Annotated in this window: 4 protein-coding genes and 1 pseudogene; 4 read left to right on the top strand and 1 reads right to left on the bottom strand. The window is 70.8% G+C overall.

Translation table 11 applies throughout. The features are described 5' to 3' along the window. Positions 1-64: 64 nt before the first annotated feature. The 4 genes from EAO76_RS39960 to EAO76_RS39975 are packed head-to-tail and all read left to right on the top strand — an operon-like array spanning position 65 to position 13,982. On the top strand, positions 65-9,487 hold the full coding sequence (locus EAO76_RS39960) for a non-ribosomal peptide synthetase/type I polyketide synthase (protein ID WP_148841156.1): 9,423 nt from the start codon (positions 65-67) through the stop codon (positions 9,485-9,487). Then, positions 9,477-11,159 carry an NAD(P)/FAD-dependent oxidoreductase gene (locus EAO76_RS39965; protein WP_148841157.1) on the top strand — a complete coding sequence of 561 codons (1,683 nt, stop codon included), beginning with the start codon at positions 9,477-9,479 and terminating at the stop codon, positions 11,157-11,159. The genes EAO76_RS39960 and EAO76_RS39965 overlap by 11 nt, the downstream gene beginning before the upstream one ends. Before the next feature lie 46 nt (positions 11,160-11,205). Further along, entirely contained in the window at positions 11,206-12,930 is a 1,725-nt protein-coding gene (locus tag EAO76_RS39970; RefSeq protein WP_376299663.1) for a phytoene desaturase family protein, read from the top strand. Then, a complete protein-coding gene (locus EAO76_RS39975) occupies positions 12,927-13,982 on the top strand; it encodes an NADP-dependent oxidoreductase (protein WP_148841159.1) in 1,056 nt (351 codons plus the stop codon). Before EAO76_RS39970 ends, EAO76_RS39975 begins: the two co-directional genes overlap by 4 nt. 90 nt (positions 13,983-14,072) lie before the next feature. Here the strand turns inward: EAO76_RS39975 and EAO76_RS47000 are convergent. Next, positions 14,073-14,308 (bottom strand): annotated as a pseudogene (locus tag EAO76_RS47000) (NADP-dependent oxidoreductase); the annotation flags it as partial.

Consider the following 14,308-nt stretch of genomic DNA (forward strand, 5'->3'; position numbering starts at 1 on the left):
TTCTCGTATCCCTTCTTCCCGTATCCGTGCCGTGCCGCGGCGCCATGACTTGAGGAGTACGACCTTGCCCGACGTGAACAGTGCCTCTGTGAGCGACAAAGTGGCGATCATCGGCATGGGTTGCCGCCTGCCCGGCGGTGCGTCGGACCCCCGCACGTACTGGCAGAATCTCATGGAGGGCAAGGACTGCATCACAGCGACACCGCCGAACCGTTACGACGTCGGAACGCTCGGCAGCCGGCACAAGGAAAAACCCGGACGGCTGATCGGCGGCCGGGGCGGATACATCGACGGTTTCGACGAGTTCGACCCCGCCTTCTTCGGCATCAGTCCGCGCGAGGCGGACCACATGGACCCCCAGCAGCGCAAACTGCTGGAGGTCGCCTGGGAGGCGCTGGAGGACGGCGGCCAGCGGCCGGCGGAGCTCGCCGGCAGCAACACCGCTGTGTTCGTCGGGGCGTTCACCCTGGACTACAAGATTCTCCAGTTCTCCGACCTGGGCTTCTCCTCGCTGGCCTCGCACACCGCCACCGGCACCATGATGACGATGGTCTCGAACCGTCTCTCGTACTGCTTCGACTTCCGCGGCCCCAGTCTGTCGATCGACACCGCGTGCAGCTCCTCCCTGGTGGCGGTGCACCTCGCCTGCCAGAGCCTCAACAAGCGGGAGACCGACCTCGCACTGGCCGGCGGGGTGCTGCTGCACATGGCGCCGCAATACACCATCGCCGAGACGAAGGGCGGATTCCTGTCCCCCGACGGCCGCTCGCGCGCGTTCGACGCCGCGGCCAACGGCTACGTACGGGCCGAGGGCGTCGGAATCGTCGCCCTCAAGCGCCTGGACGACGCCCTGCGCGACGGCGACCCCATCCACGCGGTGATCCTCGGCGCGGGGGTCAACCAGGACGGCCGGACCAACGGCATCACCGTGCCCAACGCGGACGCCCAGGTCTCCCTCATCCGGCGCGTCTGCGGCGAGGCCGGCATCACGCCCGGCGACCTCCAGTACGTGGAGGCGCACGGCACCTCCACCCCCGTCGGCGACCCCATCGAGGCGAACGCCCTGAGCCGGGCACTGGCCGAGGGCCGCAGGCCGGACGCCGCCTGCTACGTGGGCTCCGTCAAGGCGAACATCGGGCACACCGAATCGGCGGCGGGCATCGCCGGGCTGATCAAGACCGTGCTCTGCCTCAAGCACCGCCTCATCCCGCCCCACATCAACCTGGACCGGGTCAACCCCGCCATCGACCAGGCCACGTCCCCGTACCGCATCCCGGTCGAGCCGACCCGGTGGCCCGAGCACGAGGGCCCCGCACGGGCCGGGGTGAACTCGTTCGGCTTCGGCGGCACCAACGCGCACGTCGTGCTGGAGGAGGCGCCCGTACGGGACGCACGGGCGGGCGAACCCGACGCGCGGGCCTGGAACATCCTTCCGCTGACCGCTCGCACCCCGGAGGCGCTGCCGGATGTGGCGGCCGGGATCCGCCGTGAACTGGCGGGGGAGAACGGCACCGAGGTGTCGCTGTCCGACCTCGGCCACACCCTGGCCCGGCGCCGCCAGCACCTGGAGTCGAGGCTCTCCGTCGTGTACTCCTCGCGGGCCGAACTGGACGAGAGGCTCGCCGCGTTCCTCGACGGGGAACCAGGCCCCGGCATCACCCACGGCAGACGGCTCGACGCCGAACAACACGGCTTGGTCTGGGTCTTCACCGGAATGGGACCGCAGTGGTGGGGGATGGGGCGCCAGCTGCTCGAGGGCGACGAGGTGTTCCGGGACACGGTCGCCCGCTGCGACCGGATCATCCGCTCGATCGCGGGCTGGTCCCTGATCGAGGAGATGAACGCCGACGAGTCCGGGTCGCGCATGGGCGAGACCTGGCTCGCGCAGCCCGCCAACTTCGCCGTACAGGTGGGACTTGCGGCCATGTGGCGCCACTACGGTGTGCGGCCCGACGCCGTGGTCGGCCACAGCACCGGTGAGGCCGCCGCCTTCTACGAGGCGGGGGTCTACACCCTGGAGGACGCGGTCAGGATCGTGCTGCACCGCAGCCGGCTCCAGCAGAAACTGACGGGAACGGGCACCATGCTCGCCGTCAGCCTGCCCGAGGCGGAGGCCCAGCGCCGGGTGGCCGCGTACGGGGACCGGGTGTCCGTGGCGGCGGTCAACAGCCCGTCGGCGGTCACCCTGGCCGGGGACCGGGACGCACTGGCCGAACTGGCCGGGGAGCTGGAAGCGGAGCAGGTTTTCGCCAAGTTCCTGACGGTGCAGGTGCCGTACCACAGTGCGGGCATGGAATCGATCAAGGACGAGCTGCTGGCCTCGCTGGACGGCATCACCCCCCGGGCGGCGACGGTACCGGTCTACCTGACCGGACAGGAGGGCACGGCGCACGGCACCGAACTGGACGCGGACTACTGGTGGAAGAACGTCCGCGACCGGGTCCGCTTCCGCGCCGCCGTCGACCGGCTCGCCGACGACGGATACGGACTGTTCCTGGAGATCGGCCCGCACCCGGTGCTCGCCCACTCCATCCGGGAGTGCCTGGAGAACCGGGGGGCGACCGTCCGGACCCTGCCGTCGATCCGCCGCCAGGAGAACGAACCGGAACGGTTCGCCACATCTCTGGCCGAACTCCACAACCTCGGCGTCCCCATCGCCTGGGACACCCTCCACCCGGCGGGAAGGCCGGTGACCCTGCCCCGGTACCCGTGGCGGCGCGACCGCTACTGGACGGAGCCCGCACCGGTCGCCCAGGTCCGCCTCGGCCGGGCGGACCACCCCCTGCTGGGCCGCCGCACGACGGACACCGAACCCACCTGGCACGCGACCCTGGACACCGAGCGACTGCCCTACCTCGACGACCACCGCATCCAGTCCATGGTGGTCTTCCCGGCGGCCGGGTACCTGGAAATGGCCACCCAGGCCGTCCGCTCCCTGACCGGCGGCACCCACGCCGTGCTGACGGACATCGAGTTCCGCAAGGCCCTGTTCCTGCCCGAGGGCGAGGACCGGGACGTGCGCCTGACCCTCTCGTCGCAGAACGCGGCGTTCACGATCGCGTCGGCCGGGCAGGACGAGAACGACCGGGCGGTGCACGCCGGCGGTGTCGTGCGCTCCGGACAACCGCGCCCCGCCGGACCCCCGGCCGACACCGAGGCCCTGCGGGCACGGGCCCTGCGCAGGCTGACCGGCGAGGACTGCTACACGGCACTGGCCGCCCTGGGCTACCACTACGGCCCCGCGTTCCGGGCCATCGAGGAGGTGTGGATCGGCTCCGGCGAAGTGCTCGCCCGGCTCCGCCCGCCGGCGGCGATCGGCGACGACGCGGCCGGACACCACATCCACCCCGTGCTGCTCGACGCCTGCTTCCAGTCGCTGCTGGCGACACGGCTCGCCGACGACGGGGCGGGGGAGACGGCGGGCGGGCCGCCCGCCGGCATCCGCCTGCCGCTGTCGATCGACGAGATGTGCCTGGCCCCGGTGGGGGACCGGCCGATCTGGGTGCACGCGACGGTGACCCGCGAGGACGCGGACGAACTCGTCGGTGACATGACCGTCCACACGGACGACGGCGAACCCCTCGGCACCATCCGCGGCTTCCGCGCCGCCGACGTGGAGAAGGCGTCCACCGCGGTCGGCCTCGGCACGATCGACTCCTGGCTCGCCGAAACCGTCTGGATCGACAGGCCCTTCGCGTCGGACGGGAACGCGGACCCGGCCGGGTCCGAAGAGGTGTCCACCGACGGCGACTGGCTCGTGTTCGCCGACGACGGGGGCGTCGGCGACGCCCTGAGCGCCCTGCTCGCCGAGCGCGGCGAACGCTGCCGCCTGGTCCGTCCGGGAGACGCGTACCGGAAGGGCGACGACGGAAGGGAGTTCACCGTCGCCCCGGACTCCGCCGCCGACCTGGAGCGGCTCTTCACCGACCTGGACGACGGCGAGGAGGGCGCAACGCCCGTGGGCACCGTCGTCCACCTGTGGAACCTCGACCTGCCGCACCTCGACGACACCACCCCGCAGGACCTCGTACGGCACAGCGGGACCGGGGCGTACTCACTGATCGCACTCGCCCGGACGCTGCTCCGCCGCGGTGCGACGGGCCGGCTGCACATCGTGACCCGAGGCGCGCAGCCCGTGGAACCCGGTGAGACGGCCGAACCCCTGGGAGCGCCCGCCTGGGGCGTCGGCCGGGTGCTCAGGCACCAGGAACTGACCTCCCACCCCGGCAAGCTGATCGACCTGGACCCCGGCGCGCGGGGCGAGGACGGACACCGCGCCGAGGCCCGGGCCCTGCTGCGGGAACTACTGAGCGACGACGAGGAGGAGATCGCGCTGCGCGGCGCGAACCGCCTCACCAGCAGGATCCGGCAGGCCGAAGGGCTCACCCACCCCCTCCCGCTGCGGTTGCGCACCGATGCCAACTACCTCGTCACCGGCGCCTTCGGAGCGCTCGGCCGGCTGCTCTGCCGGACGCTCGTGCGACGCGGGGCGCGCAGCCTGATCCTGATCGGACGCACCGCGCTGCCGGAGCGCTCCGCCTGGCGCGACCTGGACCCCACCGGCGCCCCGGGCCGTGCCGCGGCCTTCGTCAGGGAACTGGAGGCACTCGGGGCACGGGTCGTCCTGGCCCCGCTCGACATCACCGACGAAACCGCGTTCACCTCCTGGCTGGAGACCCACCGCAGCACCGACCCGCTGCCGGTCCGCGGGGTGTTCCATCTCGCGGGCCAGGTCCGCGACACCCTCGTTCCGGACATGGACCGGCAGACCTTCGCCGACGCCCATGACCCCAAGGCCGTCGGCGCGTACCTGCTGCACCGCCATCTGCGCGACGAACCGCTGGACCACTTCGTCCTGTTCTCCTCGATCGCCTCGCTGCTGACCACGGCCGGCCAGACCAACTACGCCGCGGGGAACGCGTTCCTGGACGCGCTGGCCCAGCACCGCCGGGCGCTCGGCCTGCCGGGACTGAGCCTGGACTGGGGGCCGTGGGCCACCGGCATGATCGAGGAACTGGGACTGGTCGGGCACTACCTCCACAGCCGGGGAATGAGCTCGCTCGCCCCCGACGTCGGCATGGCGGTCCTGGAACGCGTCATCGGCCAGGACCGGCCCCAGCTGCTCGTCGCGACGGTCGTGGACTGGCCGGTGTTCCTGGCCTGGTACGCGACGCCGCCCGCGCTGGTGGCCGAGCTGGCGCGGACGGCCCCGGCCGGGAAGGCCGACGGGGCGGGCGAGGGCATCCTCGACCTCTTCCGCGCGGCGGACGGGGCGGAGCGCCTGGCCCTGGTGGCCGGACGGTTCACCGCTCTGACCGCCTCGGTGCTGCGGACCGGCCCGGAACGGATCGACCCGCAGGCGGGGCTCAACGCACTGGGGCTCGACTCCCTCCTGGCGATGGAGCTGCGCGCCCGGCTCAGTTCCGAACTCGGCGTCGCCCCGCCCGTGGTGGCACTGCTCAGCGGCACCCCCGTCGGCGAACTGATCCAGCAGCTCCACGACGGCCTCGCCGAGGCGGTGGCCCACGAGGCGGGCGGGGACGGCGCGGGCGAGGTGGAGGTGTTCGAGGACGAGCGGCGCCACCCGCTGACGCAGAACCAGAAGGCCCTGTGGTTCCTCCGGCAGCTCAACCCCGACGGCTACGCGTACAACATCGGCGGCGCCGTCGAGGTCCGGGTCGAGCTCGACCCCGACCTGATGTTCGAGGCCGTCCGCTGCATGGTCATCCGCCACCCCGCGCTGCGGACCAACTTCCTCACGGTGGACGGCGTCCCGCTGCAACAGGTCTCGTCGGACACCGAACCGGACGTCGCGCTGTTCGACGTGCAGGACCAGGAGTGGGAGGACATCCACAGCACGATCGTGGCCGAATACCGCAGGCCCTACGACCTGGAGCACGACCGGCTGTTCCGCTTCCGCCTCTTCAAGCGCGGCCACGACCGCTGGGTGATCATGAAAGCGGTCCACCACATCGTCTCCGACGCGATCTCGACGTTCACCTTCATCGAGGAACTCCTCGCGGTGTACGAAGGGCTGCGCCAGGGGCAGGCACCCTCGCTGCCGCCCGTCACCGCGCGCTACCTCGACTTCCTCAACGCCCAGAACCGCTTCCTGGCCGGGCCCGCGGCACCGCGCATGCTCGACTACTGGCGCTCCCACCTGCCGGCCCAGGTACCGACCCTGGAACTGCCCGTCGACAAACCCCGGCCCGCCGTGCAGACGCACAACGGGGCGTCGGAGTTCTTCGTCCTGGACACCGGTCTCAGCGCCCGGGTGCACGACCTGGCCCGCGAGCACGACGTGACCCCGTTCATGGTGCTGCTGAGCGCCTACTACCTGCTGCTGCAACGCTACTCGGGCCAGGACCAGGTCATCGTGGGCAGCCCGGTGACCGGCCGGACCGAGCAGGACTTCGCCTCCGTCTACGGCTACTTCGTCAACCCGCTCCCGCTGCACGCGGACCTGTCCGGCGACCCGACGACCGCCCAACTGCTGCAACAGGTGCGGACCACCGTGCTGGGCGGACTGGACAACCAGGAGTACCCGTTCGTCCTGCTGGTGGACGAGCTCGGACTCCAGCACGACCCGAGCCGCTCCGCGGTCTTCCAGGCGATGTTCATCCTGCTCACCCACAAGGTCGCCACCGAGAAGTACGGCTACCGGCTCCAGTACATCGAACTCCCCGAAGAGGAAGGGCAGTTCGACGTCACGCTCTCCGTCTACGAGGACGAGGCGGAACACCGCTTCCACTGCGTGCTGAAGTACAACACCGACCTGTTCCTGCCCGAGACCATGCGGCGGATGGCGGCGCACTACACCACCCTGCTCGACAGCATGACCACGGCACCCGCCGACCGTCCCACCAGCCGGCTGGAGATGCTCGAATCCCGGGAGCGCGAGCTGCTGGTCGGCGAATGGAGCGGCGCCCGGAACGCCGCGGCACGACAGCCGGGGACGGACCGCCCGCGCCCGGTGCACCGGCTGTTCGGCGAGGTCGCCGCCCGCCGCCCGGACGCCGTCGCCCTCACCGTCCCGACCCGCCACGGTGCGCCCCACCGGATGCGGTACGCGGAACTGGACCGCAGGTCCGGGGAGCTGGCCCGCCGGCTGAGGGGACTCGGCGCGGGCAGCGGCTCCGTGGTGGCGCTCTGCCTGGAGAAGTCGCCGGACCTCGTCGTCGCCCTGCTCGCGGTGCTCAAGACCGGTGCCGCGTACCTCCCGGTCCCGCCCGACCACCCGGCCGACCGCGTGGCCCACACGGTACGCAGTGCGGACGTCGCCCTCGTCGTCGTCGAGGACGACACCTGCCGGAACCGGATGGCGGGGCTCCCGGCCCGGACCCTGACACTGCGGGAACTGCACGAGGCGCCCCTCGGGGAGGACGGGCCGAGAACCACGCGGCCCGCCGACGACGAGGCGAGCCTCGACACGCCCGCGTACATCATCAACACCTCCGGCTCGACCGGCCTCCCCAAGGCCGTGCAGGTGAGCCACCGGAGCCTCGCCTCGGCCTACTGGGCCTGGCACCAGGAGTACCGGCTGGACCACGACGCGCGGGTGCACCTCCAGATGGCCGCCCCGTCCTTCGACGTCTTCACCGGTGACGTGGTGCGCGCGCTGTGCTCGGGCGGCAGCCTGGTCCTGGTCGACCGGGACCTGCTCTTCGACACCGAGCGCCTGTACACCACCATGCGCGAGGAACGCGTCGACTGCGCCGAGTTCGTGCCCGCCGTCGTGCGCGGCCTCATGGACCACTGCGAACGCGAGGGACGACGGCTGGACTTCATGCGCCTGCTGATCGTCGGCTCCGACGTGTGGAAGGCGGGGGAGTACCGGCGGCTGCGCGCACTGTGCGGACCGGACACCCGGCTGCTCAACTCCTACGGGGTCACCGAGGCCACCATCGACAGCGCCTTCTTCGAAGGCCCCCTCGACGGCCTGGAACCCGGACGGACGGTGCCCGTCGGGCGGCCCCTGGGCAACAGCACGCTGCACGTGCTCGACCGCCACGGCGAACCCGTACCGCCCGGAGTGCCCGGCGAACTGTGGATCGGCGGCGACGGCGTCGCCCTCGGCTACGCCGGCGACCCGGAACTGACCGCCGACCGCTTCGTCACCCGCACCCTGAGCCGCGAACCCGGCGCAGGCCCCGAACGCCTCTACCGCAGCGGCGACGCGGCCCGCTGGGACGCCGAGGGCCGGATCCACCTGCTCGGACGCATCGACGGCCAGGTGAAGCTCCGCGGCCACCGGATCGAGATCGGCGAGATCGAGGCACACCTCGCCCAATGGCCCGCACTGGCCGGCGCGGTCGTCACGGTGCGCCCCGACGCCCGGGGCGAGGAAATGCTCTGCGCCTACTGCGTACCGGCACCGGGCACGGAACTGGACCGGCGCGCGCTGCGCCGGCACCTCGCCGACCTGCTGCCCGCCCACATGGTTCCCGCGCACTTCACCGCCCTGCCGCGGCTGCCGCTGACCGCCAACGGAAAGGTCGACCTCGCCGCCCTGCCCGAACCCCGGCCCGACGCCGACGACGAACCCGAGGAGACGCTCCGCACACCGTTCGAAGTGAGCATGGCCCGGCACTGGAAGGAAATGCTCGGCCTGGAACGGGTCGGCCTGGCACACGAGTTCTTCGAGGTCGGGGGCAGCTCGATCAAACTGATCGAGCTCATCCACCGGCTGCGCAAGGAATTCGGCGTCGGCATCCCCGTCAGCCTGCTGTACCGGGTCACCACCCTGCACGGCATGGCCGCGACCGTGGAACGCCTCGCCACCGGAGGGGACTTCGACGACCTGCCCTGCCTGAGCTTCAACAGCGACCGGGAATCCGCCGTGTTCTGCTTCCCACCCGCGGGCGGCCACGGCCTGGTCTACCGGGAGTTCGCCCACCGGCTCCCCGAGTACCGGCTCATCGCCTTCAACTACGTCCCCGGCGCGGACAAGGTGGTCCGCTACGCCGACCTCGTCGAGTCCCACCGGCCCGAGGGCAAGTGCGTGCTGCTCGGCTACTCGCTCGGCGGGAACCTCGCCTTCGAGGTGGCCAAGGAACTCGAGGGCCGCGGACGCGAGGTCGCCCACGTGATCGTGCTGGACTCGTACCGCATCCTCGAACCCTACGAGCCCGGTCACGAACACATCGAGCTCTTCGAGGCCGAACTCGCCGACCACCTGCGCAAACACACCGGGTCGGACGCCGTTGCCCGCGAGACCCTCGACCACGCCGCGGAATACCTGGCCTTCTGCGGCCGCACACCGAACCTCGGCGAGGTGGCCGCGACCGTCAGCGTCGTCACGGACGAGGAGAAGACGGAACTCTACGCCGCCGGCGCGCGCGGCACCTGGCACGGCAGCTCGACCACGGCGACGGCCGTGCTGCGCGGTTCGGGCATCCACGCGGACATGCTCGACCCCAAGCACGTGACCCGCAACGCCGAGCTGGTGCGCGGCATCATCCGGGAGGGCGCGAGCGATGTCCGTTGAGACGGCCGACCCGTGGAGCACCCGGGAAGGGGGGAAGGACGGCAGCCCCCGCGTCATCGTGATCGGCGCGGGCGTCGCCGGGATGTCCACCGGGTGCTACGCGCAGATGAACGGGATGCGGTCCCGCATCTTCGAGAAACACGTGCTGCCCGGCGGCTGCTGCACGGCCTGGTCGCGCGACGGGTACATCTTCGACTACTGCATCGAATGGCTGATCGGCACCGCCGCCGGCAACGAGGCCAACCAGGTGTGGCGTGAACTGGGGGCGCTCGACGGCAAGAGCATCACCAACTTCGAGATGTTCAACCGGGTCGTCGACGAGACCGGGCGGGAGGTGGTCTTCTACAACGACCCGGACCGCCTGGAACGGCACCTGCTCGAACTCTCGCCCGCCGACGCCCGGCCGATCCGCTCGTTCTGCCGCGACCTGCGCCGGTTCCTCGACATCGAGCTGTACCCGTTCCTGACCGCCCCCGCACTGCGCACCGTGCGCGAGCGGGCGTCGATGCTGCGCACCGTCCTTCCCGCCTTCCGCCTGTTCTGGCGCACGGCCGCGACGCCGATGCACGAATTCGCCGACCGCTTCCAGGACCCGCTGCTGCGCCGGGCGTTCCGCAACATCTTCTTCCAGGACCCCGAGGGCTTTCCCCTCCTGCCGTACCTGTTCAACATGGCCGGCGCCCACCACGACAACGCCGGTTTCCCGCAAGGGGGTTCACTCGGCCTGGCCCGGTCGATCGAAGAACGCTACACCGGGCTCGGCGGGGAGATCAGCTACCGGGCACGGGTCGAACGGATCCTGGTCGAGGACGGGCGCGCCGTCGGGATCGAACTGCGCAACGGCAGAAAGTACTACGCCGACCACGTCGTCTCGGCCTGCGACGGCCACACCACGATCCACGGCCTGCTCCAGGGCCGCTACACCGGGCCGCGGATCGACAAGCTGTACAACGAGCTGCTGCACCGCCCCGGCACCCTGTTCCCCGCCGTGGTCTCGGCCTTCGTCGGCATCAAGGGCGACCTGGGCCCCGACCGCGCCCACAGCACCACCTACCTGCTCCGGCCCGAGGACGCCGCGCGACTGCCCGGTGCCCTGCAGGGCAGCGTGGTGGTCCAGCTGCGCTCCGACTACTCGGACGGATTCGCCCCGCCCGGAAGATCGGTCGTCCACTGCACCTACTTCAGCGACTTCGAGTACTGGAAGGACCTGCGCGCCGCCGACCGCAAGGACTACCGGGCCAAGAAGCGCCAAGTCGCCGAATTCGTGCGGGAGTTCCTGGAACGCCGGATGCCGGGCACCGGCGAGCGCATCGAACTGGTCGACATCGCCACCCCGGCGACGACCCGGCGCTACACCGGCAACCACGACGGCTCCATCCTGGCCTGGAAGGCGTTCTCCGATGCCGACGACATCGCGGCCAAGCTGGTCGGCAAGGACCGCATGCGCCTGCCCGGCCTGCGCGGATTCTCCATGGCGGGCCAGTGGGTCGGCATGGGCGGCCTGATCCGGGCCGCCTCCACCGGCCGCTTCGTCGTCCAGTACCTCTGCGACGAGCTGGGGCGCGGATTCACGGCGTCCGAGAGCCCGGGGACCGATCCCTGGCACCCCGGAAAGCTGGGCCGGCTGCCCCAGCTCGACAAATGGTCCGCACGCGGGGACATCCACACATGAGCCGCGCGGGGGACCTTCGCACATGACCACCGAGGAGAACACACCCATGCCGCGATCCGAACGCGAGTCGATGATCATCATCGGCGCGGGGCTCGGCGGCCTGTCCACCGGCTGCTACGCCCGGATGAACGGCTACCGGACCCACGTCCTGGAGATGCACGAACTGCCCGGCGGCTGCTGCACGGCCTGGGACCGCGGCGACTTCACCCTGGACCCCTGCGTCAGCTGGCTGCTGGGCAGCGGCCCCGGCAACGAGATGCACCAGATCTGGCTGGAGCTCGGCGCGCTGCAGGGCAAGGAGGTGCGGCACTTCGACGTGTTCAACGTCGTGCGCGGCCGGTGCGGCCGGTCCGTGTACTTCTACTCCGACCCCGACCGGCTCCAGGCCCACCTCACGGAGATCTCGCCCGCCGACGCCGGCCTCGTCCGCGACTTCTGCAAACAGCTGCGCGCCTTCCGCAGATGCCTCGCCGTCTACCCGTTCCTCAAACCCGTCGGACTGATGCCGCCGCTGGAACGCTGGCGCATGCTGGCCTCGTTCATCCCGTACTTCAACGTCGTGCGCAAGACCATCAGCACCCTGATGACCGACTATTCGGCCAGGTTCAAGGACCCCCTGCTGCGCGAGGCGTTCAACTTCATCCTGTACGAGAAGCACCCGGCCTTCCCCGTACTGCCGTTCCACTTCCAGCTCGCCTCGCACGCCAACCTCTCCGCCGGCGTCCCCGAGGGCGGATCGCTCGGACTGGCCCGGTCGATCGAGCGGCGCTACCTCGGACTCGGCGGCGAAGTGACGTACAACGCCAAGGTCGAGGAGGTGCTCGTCGAGGACGACCGGGCCGTGGGGGTACGGCTCAGCGACGGGCGCGAACTGCGCGCCGACATCGTCGTCTCGGCCTGCGACGGACGCACCACGATGATGGACCTGCTCAAGGGGCGCTACCTCAACGAGGCGTACCGCCACCTCTACACCCGGACCATCAAACAGCCCGGCATGGTGTTCCCCGGCTACTTCACCCTCTTCCTCGGCCTGCGCCGCGACTTCCCCGACGCCGACCCCTGCACCACCTACCTGCTCGACGAGGCGGAAGCCGCCGAACTGACCGGCATCAGGCACCCCAGCGTCAACGTCCAGTTCCGCAGCAGGCACTACCCGGAACTCTCCCCGGGCGGAACGAGCATCGCCTACGTCACCTACTTCTGTGACATCGCCCCCTGGCGCGCCCTGGACGAGGGGCCGGAACAGGTGACCCGGAGCCGCGGCGGACAGGAACTGCACACCCTGCCGGTGCGCCACGGCCGCGGCTACTACGCGGCCAAGCGCCGCGCCCGCGAGGCACTCGTCGCGTTCCTGGAACGGCAGCACCCCGGCATCACGGACGCGATCGCCGTGCGCGACGTGTCCAGCCCGCTCACCCAGGTCCGCTACACGGGCAACTACGACGGCACGGTGCTCGGCTGGCAGCCCTTCGTGGAGAGCGGGGAGACGCTGGAGAAACTCATCAAGAAACACGGTCCCGGCCTGCCGGGACTGCGGAACTTCTACCAGTCCGGCGTATGGGCGACCACGGGCGGCCTGATCCGCGCGGCGGCGGCCGGCCGGCACGTCATGCAGTTCATCTGCCGGGACGACGGCCGGACGTTCACCGCGTCCGTCGACGAGAGCGGGCCGCCCCCCACCCACCTGGTCGTTCCGGTGGGCCCCCGGCAGGTCGCACGGTCCGCCACCGAGGGCCGTCCGGTCCTCGCGGAAAGGAAGGCAACGGGATGAGGGCCAGGAAATGGGTGGTGCGCGAGCACATCGAGGGCGTCCCCGACATCGGACGGGTCTACGGGCAGGTGGAGGAGGAGATCGACACCGAACTCGCCCCCGACGAAATGCTGTTGAAAACCCGCTACGTATCGGTCGACCCCTACCTCCAGGGCATCGCGCTGGACACCCCGCTCGGGGCGCACATGGGGGCCGACTCGATCATGGAGGTGCTGGAGGCGGGGCCGCTGGCCGCCCACCGGCCCGGTGACCTGGTGCAGGGCTTCGGCGGCTGGCGCACCCATCTCGTCAGCAACGGCGCCGCCACGCCCTGGCAGACCGGGACGTTCCCCATGGTCTTCCCGGCCTACCGCCGCCTGGACCCCGACTGGTTCGACGACGCGCTGCCGCTGCCCACCGCGCTGAGCGTCATGGGCGGCCCCGGAATGACGGCCTGGGGCACCCTCACCAAGTTCATGTCGATCCGCCCCGGGGACACCGTCGTGGTCAGCGGCGCCTCCGGCTCCGTCGGTTCACTGGTCGGCCAACTGGCCAAACTGGCCGGCGCCAGGGTGGTCGGCACCACCTCGACGACGGAGAAGGCGGACTACCTGGAGGAGCTGGGGTTCGACGCGGTCGTCGTCTACCGCCACGGGGACAGCCACGACGCGGTGTGCGACGCACTCCTGTGGGCGGCGCCGGACGGGGTCGACAAGTACTTCGACAACCTGGGCGGCACCGTCACCGACGCCGTGTTCTCCATGCTCAACGTCGGCAGCCAGGTGGCCGTCTGCTGGCAGTGGGCCACCCAGGTGGGCCGGGACTTCATGGGCCCGCGCCTGCTTCCGTACATCATGTTCCCGCGCACCCACGTACGAGGGATCTTCTCGCTGGAATGGTTCACCGAACAGAACTGGCGGGCGCTCCACGACGAACTCGGTGGCCTGGTGCGACGGGGCGAGGTGCGCTGCGGGCACACCCTCCACCGCGGCTTCGACAACATCCCGGACGCCTACCGCAGCCTCTACCAGGACACCGGGGCCAGCCGGGGCAAGGTGCTCGTCGAGCTCTGACCCGGGCCCGGAACCCCTTCCCGTCCACTTCCCGCAGACCGTCGTTCCCGTGCAAGCCAGGAGGTTTCGTGTCCTGCCCCGCCGACTCCCGCAGCGCACCTCGCCCCGTCGCACCAGGCCACCGAGTTCGTCGTGGAGCGCCCGCCAGTTCTGTTCGGTGAACCATTCCAGCGAGAAGATCCCTCGTACGTGGGTGCGCGGGAACATGATGTACGGAAGCAGGCGCGGGCCCATGAAGTCCCGGCCCACCTGGGTGGCCCACTGCCAGCAGACGGCCACCTGGCTGCCGACGTTGAGCATGGAGAACACGGCGTCGGTGACGGTGC

The organism is Streptomyces sp. sk2.1 (genome assembly GCF_008120935.1).
Taxonomy (GTDB): Bacteria; Actinomycetota; Actinomycetes; order Streptomycetales; family Streptomycetaceae; genus Streptomyces.

Coding starts and splice junctions, on each gene's coding strand:
- EAO76_RS39975 (WP_148841159.1), top strand. CDS start 12,927: ATGAGGGCCAGGAAATGGGTGGTGCGCGAGCACATCGAGGGCGTCCCC.
- EAO76_RS39965 (WP_148841157.1), top strand. CDS start 9,477: ATGTCCGTTGAGACGGCCGACCCGTGGAGCACCCGGGAAGGGGGGAAG.
- EAO76_RS39970 (WP_376299663.1), top strand. CDS start 11,206: ATGCCGCGATCCGAACGCGAGTCGATGATCATCATCGGCGCGGGGCTC.